General features: G+C 62.6%; 17 protein-coding genes and 2 pseudogenes. 6 read left to right on the plus strand and 13 right to left on the minus strand.

What is annotated here, in order from left to right; all coding sequences use genetic code 11:
* Position 1: 1 nt before the first annotated feature.
* Genes ACFHWW_RS05400 through ACFHWW_RS05420 form a run of 5 tightly spaced genes read right to left on the minus strand, consistent with a single transcriptional unit; the run spans position 2 to position 5,266 of the window.
* Positions 2 to 751, minus strand: coding sequence for an enoyl-CoA hydratase/isomerase family protein (locus ACFHWW_RS05400; protein WP_100673294.1), 750 nt, complete (start codon positions 749 to 751; stop codon positions 2 to 4).
* Between the two features lie 11 nt (positions 752 to 762).
* Positions 763 to 2,463 (minus strand): methylmalonyl-CoA mutase family protein, encoded by a 1,701-nt coding sequence (locus ACFHWW_RS05405; RefSeq protein ID WP_379937561.1) that lies wholly within the window; start codon positions 2,461 to 2,463, stop codon positions 763 to 765.
* Positions 2,451 to 3,452: a methylmalonyl Co-A mutase-associated GTPase MeaB gene (meaB, locus tag ACFHWW_RS05410; protein WP_379937562.1), complete on the minus strand. Its 1,002-nt coding sequence runs from the start codon at positions 3,450 to 3,452 to the stop codon at positions 2,451 to 2,453. Before meaB ends, ACFHWW_RS05405 begins: the two co-directional genes overlap by 13 nt.
* Positions 3,449 to 3,916: a cobalamin B12-binding domain-containing protein gene (locus tag ACFHWW_RS05415; RefSeq protein WP_379937563.1), complete on the minus strand. Its 468-nt coding sequence runs from the start codon at positions 3,914 to 3,916 to the stop codon at positions 3,449 to 3,451. The genes meaB and ACFHWW_RS05415 overlap by 4 nt, the downstream gene beginning before the upstream one ends.
* Positions 3,917 to 3,928: 12 nt before the next feature.
* A complete protein-coding gene (locus tag ACFHWW_RS05420; RefSeq protein WP_379937564.1) occupies positions 3,929 to 5,266 on the minus strand; it encodes an aspartate aminotransferase family protein in 1,338 nt (445 codons plus the stop codon).
* A gap of 91 nt (positions 5,267 to 5,357) precedes the next feature.
* Between ACFHWW_RS05420 and ACFHWW_RS05425 the strand changes: the two genes are divergently transcribed.
* On the plus strand, positions 5,358 to 6,218 hold the full coding sequence (locus tag ACFHWW_RS05425) for a LysR family transcriptional regulator (protein ID WP_379937565.1): 861 nt from the start codon (positions 5,358 to 5,360) through the stop codon (positions 6,216 to 6,218).
* 104 nt (positions 6,219 to 6,322) lie between these two features.
* Here the strand turns inward: ACFHWW_RS05425 and ACFHWW_RS05430 are convergent, their stop codons facing one another.
* From ACFHWW_RS05430 to ACFHWW_RS05440, 3 genes are all read right to left on the minus strand, one after another.
* A complete protein-coding gene (locus tag ACFHWW_RS05430; RefSeq protein ID WP_379937566.1) occupies positions 6,323 to 7,441 on the minus strand; it encodes a branched-chain amino acid ABC transporter substrate-binding protein in 1,119 nt (372 codons plus the stop codon).
* Between the two features lie 238 nt (positions 7,442 to 7,679).
* A complete protein-coding gene (locus ACFHWW_RS05435; RefSeq protein ID WP_379937567.1) occupies positions 7,680 to 8,870 on the minus strand; it encodes an acetyl-CoA C-acyltransferase in 1,191 nt (396 codons plus the stop codon).
* A 24-nt stretch (positions 8,871 to 8,894) separates the two neighbouring features.
* Positions 8,895 to 9,662, minus strand: a complete 768-nt coding sequence (locus ACFHWW_RS05440; RefSeq protein WP_379937568.1) for a 3-hydroxyacyl-CoA dehydrogenase — start codon at positions 9,660 to 9,662, stop codon at positions 8,895 to 8,897.
* Positions 9,663 to 9,782: 120 nt separating this feature from the next.
* On the opposite strand from ACFHWW_RS05440, the gene ACFHWW_RS05445 reads away from it, so the two are divergent.
* On the plus strand, positions 9,783 to 10,826 hold the full coding sequence (locus tag ACFHWW_RS05445; protein WP_379937569.1) for an AraC family transcriptional regulator: 1,044 nt from the start codon (positions 9,783 to 9,785) through the stop codon (positions 10,824 to 10,826).
* Here the strand turns inward: ACFHWW_RS05445 and ACFHWW_RS05450 are convergent.
* Both ACFHWW_RS05450 and ACFHWW_RS05455 read right to left on the minus strand, forming a co-directional pair.
* Entirely contained in the window at positions 10,808 to 11,326 is a 519-nt protein-coding gene (locus ACFHWW_RS05450) for an RES family NAD+ phosphorylase (protein ID WP_379937570.1), read from the minus strand. The genes ACFHWW_RS05445 and ACFHWW_RS05450 overlap by 19 nt on opposite strands.
* Entirely contained in the window at positions 11,323 to 11,712 is a 390-nt protein-coding gene (locus tag ACFHWW_RS05455; protein WP_338279661.1) for an antitoxin Xre/MbcA/ParS toxin-binding domain-containing protein, read from the minus strand. The genes ACFHWW_RS05450 and ACFHWW_RS05455 overlap by 4 nt, the downstream gene beginning before the upstream one ends.
* A 104-nt stretch (positions 11,713 to 11,816) precedes the next feature.
* Between ACFHWW_RS05455 and ACFHWW_RS05460 the strand changes: the two are divergent.
* Positions 11,817 to 12,026: pseudogene (locus tag ACFHWW_RS05460) on the plus strand (glycine cleavage T C-terminal barrel domain-containing protein); the annotation flags it as partial.
* 90 nt (positions 12,027 to 12,116) lie between these two features.
* On the opposite strand, the gene ACFHWW_RS05465 reads toward ACFHWW_RS05460, so the two are convergent.
* Both ACFHWW_RS05465 and ACFHWW_RS05470 read right to left on the minus strand, forming a co-directional pair.
* Positions 12,117 to 12,611: a cupin domain-containing protein gene (locus ACFHWW_RS05465; protein WP_379937571.1), complete on the minus strand. Its 495-nt coding sequence runs from the start codon at positions 12,609 to 12,611 to the stop codon at positions 12,117 to 12,119.
* Positions 12,612 to 12,993: 382 nt separating this feature from the next.
* Positions 12,994 to 13,065 (minus strand): annotated as a pseudogene (locus tag ACFHWW_RS05470) (VapC toxin family PIN domain ribonuclease); the annotation flags it as partial.
* A 360-nt stretch (positions 13,066 to 13,425) separates the two neighbouring features.
* Here ACFHWW_RS05470 and ACFHWW_RS05475 point away from each other — a divergent pair.
* From ACFHWW_RS05475 to ACFHWW_RS05485, 3 genes are all read left to right on the plus strand, one after another.
* Positions 13,426 to 13,671 (plus strand): type II toxin-antitoxin system VapB family antitoxin, encoded by a 246-nt coding sequence (locus ACFHWW_RS05475; protein WP_379937572.1) that lies wholly within the window; start codon positions 13,426 to 13,428, stop codon positions 13,669 to 13,671.
* Positions 13,671 to 14,108, plus strand: coding sequence for a type II toxin-antitoxin system VapC family toxin (locus ACFHWW_RS05480; protein ID WP_379937573.1), 438 nt, complete (start codon positions 13,671 to 13,673; stop codon positions 14,106 to 14,108). Before ACFHWW_RS05475 ends, ACFHWW_RS05480 begins: the two co-directional genes overlap by 1 nt.
* A 337-nt stretch (positions 14,109 to 14,445) precedes the next feature.
* On the plus strand, positions 14,446 to 15,558 hold the full coding sequence (locus tag ACFHWW_RS05485) for a pyridoxal-phosphate-dependent aminotransferase family protein (RefSeq protein ID WP_379937574.1): 1,113 nt from the start codon (positions 14,446 to 14,448) through the stop codon (positions 15,556 to 15,558).
* 79 nt (positions 15,559 to 15,637) lie between these two features.
* Here ACFHWW_RS05485 and ACFHWW_RS05490 read toward each other — a convergent pair whose 3' ends face one another.
* A complete protein-coding gene (locus tag ACFHWW_RS05490) occupies positions 15,638 to 16,285 on the minus strand; it encodes a glutathione S-transferase family protein (RefSeq protein WP_379937575.1) in 648 nt (215 codons plus the stop codon).
* Between the last annotated feature and the right edge of the window lie 8 nt (positions 16,286 to 16,293).

Raw genomic sequence — 16,293 nt, forward strand, 5'->3', positions numbered from 1 at the left:
GTCAAAACTCTTTTGCTCTTGCCTGCGCCTGCGGAGAGAGGAAACCACGAACCGTGGCTGCGGTCTCTCGTGCCATAGCGTCCTGAAGGGTTGAGTGAAGGCCGGCATTGATGGCGCGCTTGGCGTCCGCGACAGCGTCTGCGGGACGCTCCGCGATCCTCAGAGCCAGTTCCCGCGCCTCCTCCAGCAGGCGATCGTCCGGGACGACCTTCCAGGCGATGCCGACGTCCAGCGCCTTCCTCGCATCGTGCCGCTCGCCGAGCATGAGAAGCTCCTTCGTCACTTGTGGCCCGACCTGCTTCGTCAGCAATGCGGTTACGCCTCCCGTCACGAACAAGCCGTAGGTCACCTCGGGAAAGAACCAGCGGGCACTTTCGGAAAACAGCCGGAAATCGCAGTTGATGGCCCATTCCAGCGCGCCTCCGACGCACCAGCCGTGCACGGCCGCAATCACGATCTTGCGCGACTGCATGATCTGGAGCGTGATGTTCTGAATGGCCTCGACCCAGGCTCGCGTATCCGCCTCGCAAGCGGTCTGCGCATCGAGATCCTTGAGGTCGTCGCCGGAACAGAACGCCCTGCCCTCGCCATGAAGAATCACGGCGCGTATGCCTTCGTCCGCTTCCGCGTCGGCGAGCGCCCGGGAGAGCCCGTCGACGAGCTGCCGATTCATCGCATTCAGCCGCTCCGGGCGATTCAGCCTTACCCAGGCGACCGCTCCCTCGTTCTTGGAGATGACAGTGTTGTTCATCGCCTCCCTCCTCACACGATCATTGGCTCGGCATAGGAGCCCCAGACCTCCCGAAGAGCGCCGCAGATCTCACCGAGCGTCGCCTTGGCCTTCACCAGTTCGATCGTTTTCGGCAGCAGATTGACGTCTTCGTATTGCGCCTGCTCGGCAAGCTCCTTCAGGAGGCGCTGGACGCGCCCGTTGTCACGGTTCGCCCTCAGGGCGTTCAGACGGTCGATTTGCAGCTGCGTGCAATGCTCGTCATAAGGATGAATGTGCACATCCGCCGTACTGGTCGCCGGATCGGCGTATTTGTTCACGCCGACCGAAATCTTTTCTCCCGAGTCGATTTTCTTGAAGGTCGCATAGGCGGAGTCGGCGAGCTTCTGCTGGAACCACCCCTCCTCCACCAGCTTGATCGCGCCGCCCCGTTCGTCGATTTCATCGAGCATCTTCCAGACTTCGCCCTCCATGTCCTTCGTCAGCCGCTCGATGAAGTAGGAGCCGCCGAGAGGATCGATCACCGAGGTCACGTTGATCTCTTCGCGGATGATCTGCTGGGTTCGGATGGCGAGCTTCATCGCCTCCTCGGTCGGGATGGCGAAAGCCTCGTCCAGACCGTTGGTATGCATGCTCTGGCATCCCCCGAGCACGGCGCCGAGCGCCTGAATGGCGGTTCGCATGAGGTTGTTGTGGTGCTCGACCTTGGTCAGGCTCATGGCAGCGGTCTGCACATGCACGCGCAGACGCATGGACTCCGGTCTGCGTGCGCCGAAGCGCTCCGACATGATCTTGGCATAGACGCGCCGCGCGGCCCGGAACTTGCAGATCTGCTCGAAGAAGTCCTGATGACTGATGAAAAAGAACGACAGGCGAGGGGCAAACTCGTCGATATCCATGCCGGCCTTGGTCACCTCTTCGCAATAGGCGATGGTGAAAGCCATGATGAAAGCGATTTCCTGAAGCGCGTTCCCGCCGACATCCGAGAGGTGATATCCGCTGAGGCTGACGGGATTGATCTTCGGGGTGGCGCAGGCGCTGTGCATGATGAGGTCGCGCAGCAGCCGGACGGCCGGCCGGACCGGGTAGATCCATTCCTTCTGGGCAACGTATTCCTTGAGCGGGTCGGCCTGCAGCGTGCCGGTGAGCTTATGCAGGTCGCAACCACGCTGTTCCGCCACCGTGACGAACATGGCGTAGATGACCCAGGCTGAGGGATTTATGGTGAGAGAGACCGAGATCTTCTCGAGGTCGATGCCGTCGAACAGGCGGTCGACGTCGTCCACCGTGTCGATGGCGACGCCGACACGCCCGACCTCGCCGAAGGCCATAGGGTCGTCGGAATCGAGCCCCAGCAAAGTCGGAAGGTCGAAATCGGTCGAAAGACCGGTCTGACCCGTCTGGATCATGTATTTGTAGCGCTGGTTGGTCGCCTCGGGGTTGCCGAAGCCGGCGACCTGGCGGATGGTCCAGGGCCGGCCCCGATACATGGTCGGATAGACGCCCCGCGTGAAGGGATAGGCGCCCGGAAAACCGAGCTCGCTTGCGGGAATATCGGCAATGTCGGCCGCCGTATAGACCCGCTTCAGCGGGATGCCGCATTCCGCCTCAAACACCGGCTTCTCCTCCGGCCGCCTTTCGAGAGCGGCGGCTAAAGCGCCCTCCTCCCATTCGGTCTGTCTTCGCCGGATGTCTTCGATCGCCGCTCCCGAGAACAGTTTCACGTCGTCCATGAGTCGTCCTCCCAACCCAGCAGAGCGCGCGCGGCGACGGACGGATCGATTCGCCGGTCCGCCACGGCTCGAACATGCCGCTCGAGCGTCTCTGGCTCCCGCTGAAATTTCTGCTGAAACAGGTGCCTGGCCGTTCCGAGAATGCGCGTCCTGCAGATGTTGCGCTGACGGTCGGCCAGTTCGCCACTTCCGTTCAGATGCGCCCAGTGCTCCCCGATGGTGTTCTTCAATTCGCGGATGCGTTCGCCCGAAACGGAGCTGACCGGCAGGACAGGCCGCTTCCAGTCCGAACCGGTGCCGTCTCCGCCAAGCGCCATCATCCCCCGAAGCGCCGACACCGTTGCCGATGCCTCGGGCTTGTCGCATTTGCTGACGGCGTGAATGTCCGCGATTTCCAGGATGCCGGCCTTGATCGCCTGTATGTCGTCACCGAGGCCGGGCGCGGACAGGACGACGATCGTGTGCGCCGCCGCGACCACCTCCACCTCGTCTTGTCCCACTCCGACCGTTTCGATGATGATCGGCGAATAACCCGCCGCGTCGAGGATATCGACGGCCTGGAGTGTCGAGCGCGCCAGTCCGCCGAGGTGACCTCGGGTCGCCATGCTGCGCACGAAGGCATTGCCCGCCGCGGCCGCATCGCTCATCCGGACGCGATCGCCCAGTATTGCGCCACCCGAAAACGGGCTGCTCGGATCGACCGCAATGACGCCGACCTTGTGGCCTTCGGCGGCATAGGCCTTGATCAGGGCGGAAACGAGCGTGGACTTGCCTGCGCCCGGGACGCCGGTAATCCCGACGACATGAGCTCTTCCACCGCGCTTGTAGAGTTCGCCCAGGGCAAAGGTCGCTTCCCTGTGCCCCTCTTCGGCGCGGGAAATCATCCGGGCAATGGCGATCGGCCGCCCGGCCAGGACGCCCTCGGCCAACTCCGTGGAGGGCGTGTAGACCCCGCGCTTCGCCGATCCGGGCTGCGTGACGACGGTCATATGCGGCCACGGGCGGCAACGAGGTCGGCAATCGCCGTGACGATCACCTCCGCACGCGCCTCCTGCGGAACGATCGCATCGACGCCGCATTCCAGCAAGGCGGGATAGTCCTGCTCGGGGATCACGCCGCCGGCGACCACGAAAACGTGCTCCGCGCCCTCCTCGCGAAGGCAGCGGCACAATTCGCGAAAGAGCGGGACATGCGACCCCGAAAGAAGGCTGACGCCGATGACGTCGACATCCTCCTGGATCGCCGCCGCGACGACGTCCTTTGGCGACTTGTAGAGCCCCGTATAGACCACTTCCATGCCGGCATCGCGCAGAATGCGCGCCACCACTTTGGCGCCGCGGTCATGGCCATCGAGGCCCAGCTTGGCGACAAGGACACGAATGGTGTCGGCCGCGTGCGACGGAGTTTCGGCTCCGTCGCCAAGGCCATCGCCGGTGCGATTCGTTTCGGTCATCGGCTGCCTTCCCTATTCTGCCGCAAGATCGGGAAGGCCCGCGCCGAGAGACAGAGCCGCTTCGATGGACTGCGTGATGATGCCCAGCCCGAGGTCGATCTCCTCCTCGGAAATCGTCAACGGCGGCGCGATACGGAACACGCCGCCCATGCCGGGAAGCTTGACGATGTTCATGCTCAATCCCCGGCGGAAAGCCTCGGCGGCGATCCTGCCGCCAAGCTCGTGATCGGCGCTCCTGCTCGGGCCCGGCTTAACGATCTCGACGCCGAGCATGAGGCCGCGGCCGCGAACGTCGCCGACGCATTCGAACCTCTGCTTCAGTTGCGACAGCCCGTCGAAGAGCTTCGCGCCTGTCAGGCGGGCGCGGTCGACGAGCCCTTCCTCGGCAACGACATCGAGCACGGCCAGCCCTACCGCGGCCGGCAAGGGATCCGACACATGGGTCGTGTAGAAGAGGAAACCCTTCTCATGTGCCGCGTCTTCGATCTCGGCGGTCGTCATCACGGCGGAAAGCGGCAAGCCGGCGCCGATCGTCTTCGAAAGCGTGAGTATGTCGGGCGTGACGCCATCGCGCTGGAATGCGAACATGCTGCCGGTCCGGCCGATCCCGGTTTGCGCCTCGTCCAGAATCAGCAGCATTCCGCGCGCGTGGCATTTCTCCTTCAACGCTGCGAGATAGCCCTGAGGCAATTCGAGCATTCCGCCGCTCGACAGGATCGGCTCGGCTATGAAGGCGGCGAGGCTGCCGGTCGACTGGCTGTCTATGAGCGCGAAGGCATCCTCCAGTTCCGTCTCCCAGTCGAGGCTGCCGTCCGGATGGCGAAAGCGCGGACGGAACGCGTTGGGCGCGGGAATGGTGAGCGAGCCGACCATCGCGGGGCCATATCCCCTGCGGCCGGCACTGTACGTGGCGGAACTCGCCGCGCCCGTCATGCCGTGCCAGCTTTTGGAAAAGGCGACGATTTCATGCCTGCCGGTGACCAGCTTGGCCATGCGGATCGCCGCCTCGTTGGACTCCGCCCCGGTCGAAAGCAGCATGACCCTGTCCAGACCGGGCGCCAGCGCGGCCAGGCGCTCTGCCAGGTCGACGACAGGCCGCGACAGCATTCCGCTGAACAAATGCGCGACCTTTTCCATCTGTCGCTGGACGGTTTCGACGATCCGCGGATGGGAATGGCCGACCAACGCACTCATCTGTCCCGATGTGAAATCGAGGATGGGCCGATCGTCCGCATCGAAAACGAAGGAGCCCCGGGCCCGCTCGATGATCGCCGGGTCGAAGCTTCCGCCATAGCGTATCAGATGCCTGCTCGCGGCCGCCCAGAAGGCGGGATCCTGATTTTTCGACATTGTAAGCCTCCCAACACCTGGGAATCGATAGCGGCTGACAAGTTCTGTGTAAAATTGATAGTATTGGGATTCAGATATAAGGAAAACTGATATGCACGGACCGCTCGACCTTCGCCTGCTGATCACCTTCGTGCATGCTGCCCATTCCGGGTCGCTGAGCGCGACGGCGGTGCAGGTCGGGCGGACGCAGTCCGCGGTCACGATGCAGATGCAGCGGCTCGAGGAGATGCTCGGCCAGAGCCTGCTGCATCGCAGCGGCAGCGGTGTTCGGCTCACCGGCAGCGGCGAACGCTTCCTCGCTCATGCCGAACGCATCCTGAAAATGCACGACGAGGCGGTGTCGGCCTTTTCCGAGAAGGGTTTGCACGGCTCCATGGTTTTCGGCAGCCCGGAGGACTATCTGATATCCTTCTTTCCGGCGCTCCTGAGGAGCTTCGGCACAAAATACCCCGACGTCGAAATCAAGGTCGTATCCGCTCCCACGGCCGAATTGCGGACGCTTCTGCAATCGCACAAGGTCGATCTCGCGCTGGTTTCGACACCCAACCTGAACGACGTCGAAACCATCATCAGAACGGAGCCGCTCGCCTGGGTCGGCAGCAAGCCGGCGCTGGAGCTGCATGATTTCGGCGACACGGTGCCCCTGGCCCTGCCGGCGTCGAACGCCATGGACCATCGCGCAGCCCGGGAGGCGATGGCGCGTGCCGGATTGCGCTACAAGATATCCTATGCGAGCAACAGTCTTGCTGGTCTGATCGGTCTTGCACGCTCCGGACTTGCCGTCAGCGTCATGACGCAGGAAGCCGTTCCGCCGGATCTCCACATCCTGAATGCGCCGCTTCCGGAACTGCCGCATCTGGGCATCTTGCTGGCGTTCGCTGACGCCGACCACCAATCTCCCGCGGTCGCGGCCTTCGCCGAACATGTTCGGGCGGTCTTGCCAACGCTTTGAGGTATGGATCTGATTTCCGTCGCCGGATTGCGGCTGCGGCGAGCCCCTCTCCTGCCGCAGCCATGATGTTCACGAACGCCGCACTTCATGCAACCGTCGGTGCTCTATTTCTGAAAATAGGTCGGCCTTCCGTCCTCGCCCTTTTTCCATTCGTAGATCACATAATCCGGACGCGTGATATCGCCCTTGTCGTCATAACCGATCTCACCCAGGACGGTCGACCACGGTCCGCCCGCCTTGATGGTTTCGGCGACCTTCTGCGCGTCGTCGGCCGAACCCGTTTTCTCGATGGCCGCGGCAACGATCTGCACGGCGATATAGGCGTAGAGCGTATAGGCTTCCGGCTCGAAGCCGGCGGCACGGAAGGTTTCGACCACCTCCTTGGCGGCCGGATTGCGCCGCGGATCGGGAGCGAAGGTGTTCAGGGTCCCGACGACTGCGTCGCCGGCGATCGATGCCAGTTCGCTGGAAACCATGCCGTCGCCGGAAAAGAGGGTGGCGCCGAGCCCCTGATCGGCGGACTGTCGCATGATCAGGCCGGCCTCGGTATGCAGTCCTCCGAAGTAGATGAGCGTCACGCCGGCATTCTTCATCTTGGCGATCAGCGCCGAGAAGTCCTTCTCTCCGGCGGTAATTCCCTCGTAAAGCACTTCTTCGATGCCTGAGCCGTTCAGCACCTGCTTCGCCACGTCGACGATACCTTGCCCGTAGGGCGTCTTGTCGTGAACGATCGCTATCTTGTCCCCGTGAAAATTGGCGGCGATGTACTCGCCCGCGACCTTGCCCTGCTGGTCGTCACGCCCGCATGTGCGGAACGTGTTCCAAAGGCCGCGCTCGGTGAACTGCGGATTTGTCGATGCGGGCGTGATCTGGAGCACACCGTTTTCCGCATAGACTTCCGAAGCGGGGATCGATACGCCGGAATTGTAATGCCCCACGACGTAGCGGACGCCGTCCGCGACGAACTTGTTGGCAACCGAAATGCCCTGCTTGGGGTCCGAAACGTCGTCCCCGATGACGATCTTGAGCTTTTCGCCAAGCACACCGCCGGCGGCGTTGACGTTGGCAACGGCACGTTCCGCGCCCTTGACGAACTGCGCTCCGAAAGCAGCGTTCGGACCCGTGACCGGACCGGCGACACCGATCAGGATGTCGGCCCAGGCAGTGCCTCCGGGTGCGACGATCGACGTCGCGACCACGGCGGACAAGAGTAGTTTCTTCATTGTTGCGCTCCCAGTACTGCTGCGGGCCCCCGATGAAGCCTCCTGCGCTGCCCACTCGTGACGCAGAAAGCCGTCTGGCGCGCAGAGATACGCGTCAGGCATTCCGTACCGGCGACTTTGGATCGTATTGTTCCCTGGACGGGCCTCTTCTATGTCTCCGAGGCATCGGCGCCCGCCAATGCCCGCCACCCTCCACCTACTAGGCGCGCCGCCCGTGCGTGCTGCGCCCTGTCCTCCCTCAGCCTGATATCTCCACCGCCACCGCGGTCGCCTCACCGCCGCCGATACAGACGGAAGCTATGCCGCGTCTGAGGCCGCGGCGGCGCAGCGCATTGACGAGCGTGACGATCACCCGGGCGCCCGAGGCGCCGATTGGATGGCCCAGTGCGCAGGCGCCGCCGTGGACGTTCACCTTTTCCGCGGCAAGGTCCAGTTCGCGCATTGCCGCCATCGGCACGACGGCAAAGGCCTCGTTGATTTCGAAGAGATCGACCTCACCGATGTCCCAGCCGATGCGCAGGCAGAGTGCCTTGATCGCTCCGATCGGCGCCGTCGGAAAGAGACTGGGGGCATCCGCATGGGTGGAGTGACCGCAGATCGTCGCCAGAGGCGCGATGCCCTTTTGATCCGCCGCCGACCGGCGCATCAGCACCAGCGCCGCCGCGCCGTCCGAAATCGAAGAGGCATTGGCAGCCGTGATCGTGCCGCCGTCGCGAAAAGCCGGTTTCAACAGGGGAATCTTGTCGAGCCGCGCCTTTTGCGGTTGCTCGTCCAGGCTGACGGTTCGCTCCCCCTTGCCCGAGGCGATGTTCAAGGGGACGATCTCCTCCGCAAAGCTGCCGTCGGCACTTGCCTTTTGCGCCTTCTCGAGGGACGCAATGGCATACTCATCCTGAGCGCTGCGGGTGAATTGGTAGGCTTCGGCGCAATCCTCGGCAAACGTGCCCATCAGGCGCCCCTTGTCATAGGCATCCTCGAGGCCATCGAGGAACATGTGGTCCAGCACCTTCTGGTGGCCGATGCGATAGCCCTGCCGCGCGCGGTCCAGCAGATAGGGGGCATTGGTCATGCTTTCCATGCCGCCCGCAACCACGATCGAGGCGGAATCCGCCTTGATCAGGTCGTGTGCCAGCATCGCCGCCTTCATGCCCGAACCGCACATCTTGTTGACGGTGGTCGCGCCGACGCCGGGAGGAAGGCCCGCAGCGAGCGCAGCCTGACGGGCTGGCGCCTGTCCCTGTCCCGCGGTCAGCACACAACCGAACATCACCTCATCGACCGCATCCGGGGCAAGCCCGGCGCGCTTCAGAGCATCGGCAATCGCGGCCGCCCCTAGCTCGGCGGCGCAAAGGTCCCTCAACTCACCTTGGAAACTGCCAAGCGGGGTTCGGGCCTGCCCGACGATGACCACAGGATCCTGCTTGTTCATTCGAACCTCCCTGCATGGCCATGCTTACCGGGGCGCCATGCGCAAAGCCCCGTCGAGGCGGATGACCTCGCCATTAAGCATCGTATTCTCGCAAATATGCTTCACGAGGGCGGCATATTCCTCGGCCCGACCAAGACGCGGGGGAAAGGGCACACTTGCCGCGAGCGCGTCCTGAACATCCTGAGGCATACCGGCCATCATCGGCGTATCGAAGATGCCAGGCGCGATGGTGACGACGCGAATTCCAAAACGCGCGAGCTCGCGCGCGGCCGGAAGCGTCAGCGCGGCGACGCCGCCTTTCGACGCAGCGTAGGCGGCCTGGCCGATTTGCCCGTCGAAAGCGGCGATCGAGGCGGTATTGACGATCACCCCCCGCTCTCCGTCGGCGTCCGGCACTCCCTGCGACATGACCTCGGCGGCAAGCCGTATCATGTTGAATGTCCCGATCAGATTGACGGCGACCGTGCGGGCGAAACTGCCCAGTGCGTGCGGGCCGCTCCTGCCGAGAATCTTCTCGCCGGGCGCAGTGCCGGCACAATTCACCAATCCGTGGACGTGCCCGAATTCCTGCTTCGCAAACACCAGAGCGGCGGTGGCGTCGGCCTCACTCGTCACGTCGGCATTTCGGAAGCACACCGCCGCGCCGAGTTCGGCGGCAAGCTCCTCTCCCGCTTGAGGCTTCAGGTCGAGCCCCAGCACCCTCGCGCCCTCCTGAGCCAGCATGCGCGTCACAGCCGCGCCAAGTCCGGAACTGGCCCCCGTGACGATAAAGACGCGGCCCTTGAGTTGCATAGGCTCCGGCTCCAACTTTTTCCAACCGGGATGATGCAGAGGAGAAATATGGTATGCAATGACCGAATGACTCAGATTACGTGATCGCTTTTGCAATGTTCGACGAGAGGGACGTCGCCCATGGAACGCCGGATGATCGCCCCATGTTTCATGGACGACACGCTCGAATGCCTCCGGCGCCATGGAGTGGATGCCGAACCCCTCCTTGCACAAGCCGGCCTGCCATCCGTCGTCACCGGTCCGGTTTCGGCCGAACAATACGGCGCCTTCTGGCATGCGGTGGCACAGGCGATGGATGACGAGTTTTTCGGCGAGGGCGCTCGGCCGATGCGCGCCGGCAGCTTCGCATTGCTGTGCCACGCCATTCTTTCGACCGTGACGCTCGAACATGCGCTGCGGCGAGCGCTGCGCTTCCTCAGGGTGGTCCTCGAGGAACCGCATGGCGAGCTGGTCGTCGAAAACGGTCTGGCACAGATTGTCCTGAAGGACGCCGGCGCGACGCGCTCGGCCTTCGCCTATCGTACCTTCTGGATCATCCTGCATGGCGTCAATTGCTGGCTGATCGGACGCCGGCTTCCGATCCGCTGGGTCGACTTCCGCTGCAGTGCGCCCCCCGCCGGAACCGATTATCGGCTCTTCTTCGGCGCGCCCGTCCACTTCGATCAGCCCCGGACGCGGCTCGTTTTCGATGCCGAGTACCTGAAACTGCCGCCCATTCGTGACGAGCGGGCACTGAAGCACTTCCTCCGTCATGCGCCTGCAAATATTCTAGTGCGCTATCGCCACGACGCAGGATTGTCCGCGGCAATACGCCAGCGGCTCCATGCCACGGCTCCGTCCGCCTGGCCGGGTTTCGAGGCGCATGCCGCGCGCATGCGGATTGCAGCGCCGACCCTTCGACGGAGATTGAAGCAGGAGGGCCAGACCTATCGATCGATCAAGGAGGACCTGCGCCGGGCGCTTGCGATGGAAGCCCTCGCCGACGGCCGGACGAATGTGGCCCAGCTTGCCGTCGAGCTCGGCTTTTCCGAGCCGAGCGCCTTTCACCGCGCATTCCGGAAATGGACCGGAAAGTCCCCGGCGCAATTCCGGCGCAATGCAACGCGGACGGAATTCTCGGAAAGCACTTCACCACGGAAACGCAGTCAGCCCCAGGAGAGCTGATCTTTAGGCAGCCGGCCACTTGGATCGTACACGTCCACGCGATGCGGCAAATCCGGTCCCCACGTCCAAAGTACGAGATTCCGGTCTTCCGCTTCGGTCCCCGGTGCGAAACTCGGAACCAGGATGCCGGCGGTCCCGCGCGGATGGAGACGGTCGTAAATGGCCCAGGAGGCCGGACGCCTCCCCTCGGCAAGCGCGCCCGCCCAGCTGCAGGCCATCTCCTCGAGCGATACTCCGTGTTCCGCCCTCCCCCTCTCGGTCGTCAGATCAGCGATGTCGGCGCAATCGATGTCGTAGGAGCAAAGCACGCAAGGATCGATACGATGGGCGAAGCCCTGATTGGCCTCCTTGACCGCTGTCATGATGCTGAGTGCAAGGTAAAGCGTCTTCACGCCCTTCGGGTTGAAGCGTGCGCCCTTTATTGCCGCGCCATCGCCGGATATAGGCTTGAAAGCCCAGCGTGGGTCATGCGCGCGATAGCAGGTTCCGGTGAACCTCAAGCAAAGCCCCCGAGGGCCATGTGGTCGAGATAATCGCGCACGGCCGCCGCCTTGCCGTCCTTCACCAGAGCTTCGGCCGTTCTTCCGCCGAATGCCGGGAGGGGCTGGGCGCGATACCACGCCATTGCCTGCTCCTTGCCGCCCGCCCAGTCGGTGACGCGGCTGATGATCTCGAGCATTTCGCGGAGGCGGTTCTGCGTCTTCGTCGCCCGACTGCGCTCCAGCCGGTAGAGCGTTTCACGCGCAAGCCCGGCCGTTTCGGCAAGTTGCGTTTTCGACATGCCGAAGCCGTCCGCGACCTGCTGAACCGCGATCTTTCCGCCCTTGTCCATGTAGGACAATATCAGCGGTCCGCCATCGCTTTGGGTCTTATGAGACTGAGCCATGTTGCGTCATATCCAAGAACATATTTCCTGTGCAAAATATATGGCAGTGTATGCGATTTCACAAGATAGACACGACCGCCCATCGATAACCGCTTTTCACCGCTATCTTTCGCCGTGACGGCACCCCGATTGGCCATGTTTCATCCGGCGCCTACGGCTATACCGTCGGCATGTCGCTAGCGCTCTGTTACATCAAGGCTGAAATGGCGAAACCGGGTGACACGGTGAGTGTCGCAATCCTCGGCCGCCCTCATGACGCAGTCATCCTGGAACGGCCTCCCTTCGACCCGGCAGGCGAAAGGCTTCGAATGTGACGGACAAATGTGTGCCGTCTCTCTGAAGCCGACACGGTAGAACCGGTCCGATATCTGCCGGAAGATCTCGTGCTCTGGAAGAACGCCGGGTCAGCCAGGATGTTTGTGGATCGGATCCACCCAGTAGACTTCCTCTGGCTTTTCGACCGCATCGACATCGGTAATGTTCACCACGACCGCCTCATTATCGGATCGGACCAGCACGCATTCAAGCGGATTTTCCGGATCCGCGTTGATTTCCTGGTGCGGCACGAAAGGCGGCACGTAGATGAAGTCACCGGGTCCGGCTTCGGCGACATATTCGAGCCTGTCGCCCCAACGCATGCGCGCCTTGCCGCGAAGCACGAAGATCACGCTTTCAAGCGGCCCGTGATGATGCACCCCGGTCTTGGCATTGGGCTCGATCGCAACGGTCCCGGCCCAGATCTTCTGGGCGCCGACGCGGGCATGGTTGATTGCCGCCTGCCGATACATGCCTGGCGTCTGAGCCGTGTTGGCGTCGAGTTGGTCACCCTTGATAACGCGAACGCCGTTGTTCCTCCAGTGGTCCTCTCCGTGATGATCGTGATCGTGCTTCTCGGGCATTCTCCGTCTCCTGCGTTAGACACAGTTCCGCACTAGATCACGATGAGTTAGGTCGGGTCGACCGAAAAACATGAAGGTGATCGATATCGACACCGCGCCGCCACTATGGCAGGTTCGCGCCAACAAAAGCCATCGCATGCCAAGCGACATGCCGGAAGCGACGGCGATACCGGAACGGCGGCGGTGCCGGTTTCCTCTCTGGGGGTCGGAACAAGAGCTGCTCGAAGTCGTACGCTAACGCAGAACGAACCGGAAACGCGGTACTTTTGGCGTACTCAATCGTGTTTTAGGTCTTTTGGACGCTGATTTTAGCACATGAAAGCCGTGCTCATTCTAACGAGAGGCTTCCATGTTCAAATCTCTATTGCACGCGCTGGGGTTCATTGGCATCGGCTTTGCCGTCACCGACCTTGCGCAGTTCGGAAACTACATTGGTATCGAGCACGTATCTCAAGACAAGTCCAAGTCGCGCGGAAACTTTCCGCGTCTGAGCAAAGGTTCGACGCCGCCATCCAGATAGCCCCAGGGAGCATAGTAGCAGAGATCACCCGGAGCTTCGTTGGAGAGCGCGTCGCTGCCTTCCTGGAAACTGCGTCCGGCATGCCACACGCGGGTCCCGGTCGGTTACAAGCCAGCCAGTCCTCTTGCCGTCGTGGCGCATAATGCCCTCAGGCAGCGTCGCTCCCTGCCGTTTCTCTTCTGCCCTGAGCGAAAGCCGTCTGGAGAGGCGGATGCGCCCTGACCCTTGCGATTGATGTATATTCAAGCTAATATATCCGCATATTCCATGCTGGATATACATGAGGAAACGGTCATGTCTCTCTACATTCGCGACGACGATGTTGATGCCCTGGCAAAGAAGGTGCAGCAGGTCACCAAAGCCCCGACGAAGACCGAGGCGGTCAGACGCGCTCTAGAAAATGAGTTGGCGCGAGTGGAACAAGCTGTGCCGCTAAAAGAGCGAGTCGAAAAGATTCAGAACAGTGTTCGAGCCAAGATGGGACCAAACAAGCCGGACTTCGACATGAAAAAATTTACTGACGAAATGTGGGAGATCTAATGTTCTTGGATGCGTCGGCGATCGTCGCCATCTTGGCTGGTGAAGAGGATGCAGGTTACCTTCTCGCCAAGATTGAGATGTCGGAAGGTCATAAGATCTACTCGCCGCTCTCGATGTTCGAGGCCGTGATCAGTTTAGCCCGTATAGTCTCGATCTCGCAGTTCGGCGATCAGGTCCCTACTCCGCCCGAGTTGATCGATGAGGTGCAAGAGGACGTAGCGAAGTTCCTGGAGACGATCGGCGCGCGCGAAGTGTCCGTGAGCGGCTCCCTACACCGCAATGCAATTGAAGCGGCTCGCAACTATGGCCGTTTTGTCGGGCACCCGGCGCGGCTGAATTTTGGTGACTGCTTCTCCTATGCCTGCGCCAAGGAATATCGCCTTCCCCTTCTGTTCGAAGGCGACGATTTCTCGAAAACGGATATCGACGCTGCTTAAAAGTGCGCACCTTCGCAGGTTTGCGGGCAATGGCTTGCTCGCGGCAAAGCTGCCGGGTTGGCAGTGATCGCGGGATGTGGATCACAGGTGGAGCATTTTCTCGAGGGCGGCGAGATCGATGCGCCGGACGCCGCGTCCCAACCACTGCCGCAGCGCCCGCGCCCGGGCCGCCAAGTCGGACACAACGCAGGCGGCCACAAGAGGTGCACCTGCATTGCGTAGGTAAATTATTATTACCGAACTCCTAAATAAACTAAACTTTACTTATCGCCGCCTGTGCCTGCATCGTGCTCCCGGAAACAAACGCGCCGGGGACCGCCGGCAGAGGAATGCTCGAATGAATGCTTTTTCGCCGCCGCCCCGCCTCCTGATGGGCCCCGGTCCGTCCAACGTCGCGCCGGAAGTGCTCGCGGCACAGGCGCGACCGACGATCGGTCATCTGGACCCCAGCTTCGTCGGATTGATGGACCGCATCAAGGACCAACTCCGCCTCGCGTTCCGAACAGATAACCGTGTGACTTTCCCCCTATCGGCCCCCGCCTCGCTCGCCATGGAGATGGCGTTGGTGACGCTGCTCGAGCCAGGCGACACCGCCATCATCGCGCAAAACGGCGTGTTCGGCGGACGCATGGCCGAAATTGCTCGGCGCGCGGGCGCGGAGGTACGGCTGGTTTCCGTCAAATGGGGCAAGCCTGTCGATCCCGAGGCGGTTCGCGCGTCAATTCTGGAGGCACCGCAGGCCAAGCTGCTCGCTTTCGTGCACGCAGAGACTTCGACCGGCGTACGGTCGGATGCGGCCGCGCTCTGCGCCCTGGCGCGCGAAGCGGGGTTGCTGTCGGTCGTGGATACCGTGACGGGCCTCGGCGGAATTCCGGTGTCGGTCGACGAATGGCAGGCGGACGCCGTCTATGCCGGCACGCAGAAATGTCTGTCCGCGCCGCCAGGGCTTGCGCCGATCACCTTTTCCGATCGCGCCGTCGCGGCAGTCAAGGCGCGCAAGGCGCCGATCCAGAGCTGGTTCCTCGATCTCGGTCTTATGCTGGGGTATTGGGAGGGGGAGGGTGCCCGATCCTACCACCACACCGCACCGGTCAATGCGCTTTACGGCCTGCACGAGAGCCTTACCCGCCTGCTTGGCGAAGGCTTGGAGACCGCCTGGGCGCGCCACCGCTCCGCCCATGATCGGCTGGTCGAACGGTTAGAAGGGCTGGGCGTCGGCTTCGTCGTCGACAAGGAGCACCGGCTGCCGCAGCTGAATACGGTTTGGCTCCCGGAAGGCGTGGAGGACGCGCCCGCGCGCAGACGCCTGCTTGACGAGTTCGGGATAGAGATCGGCGGAGGACTCGGGCCGCTCGCCGGCCGTATCTGGCGCATCGGACTGATGGGCGAGACTTGTCGGATCGAGAATGTCGACCGTCTGGCCGAGGCGATCGGGGCAGTTCTGCCGTAGCCTCTTGGGCCCTGAGTTCCCACTCCGCCAAGAAGAGCGCCGTAAGAGTGCCGACTGCTGTGATCCGGTCGCTTGCCCCCTAGGCGGCACGCGCCGGCCCGGCCGGGAACACACCCGACATGACCGTGAAGCCCTTGATCCGCTTGAGGCGATCGCACCAACGACGGATTGCCGGATAATCCTGCCGGGGAATGCCCCCCTCTTCCGAAAGCATGATGTAGGGGAAACAGGCGATATCGGCCACGGTCGCGTGCGGCGCCGAGCATATCCAGTCACGCCCTTCCTGCTCGCCGAACCAGAGATGCTCGTCGAGGATGCGAAACAGCCTGTGAGCGCCGGCCCGAGCCGCCTCGACGTCCAGATCGTAGAACAGGCCGTCATGGAGACGCGCGGCTGAAGCCGTGCCGGTGATGCCGTCCGCAAAGGCGAGCCATTGGCCGATCTCGCCGAGAAGCGCCGGATCGCTGCGCGGGTACCAGGTGCCGGAGGGATCATATTTGGAGGCGAGATAGACGAGGATCGCCTGCGCGTCGCGCAGCACCAGTCCGTCATCCTCGATCACCGGCAGCTGTCCAAGCGGATTGAGCTTCAGGAACCAATCCGACTTGTGTTCGCGGCCGGGATAGAAATCGACCGGTACCGTCTTGTACTCGATGGCGAGCATGCTCATCAGAAGTCTGAGCTTGTAGCAATTGCCCGAGAGTTCGTAATCGTAGAGGGTGATCATCGGGCAGC

The sequence above is a fragment of the Sinorhizobium sp. P24N7 genome, from assembly GCF_042436655.1.
In the GTDB taxonomy this organism is placed as follows: Bacteria; Pseudomonadota; Alphaproteobacteria; order Rhizobiales; family Rhizobiaceae; genus Sinorhizobium; species Sinorhizobium meliloti_A.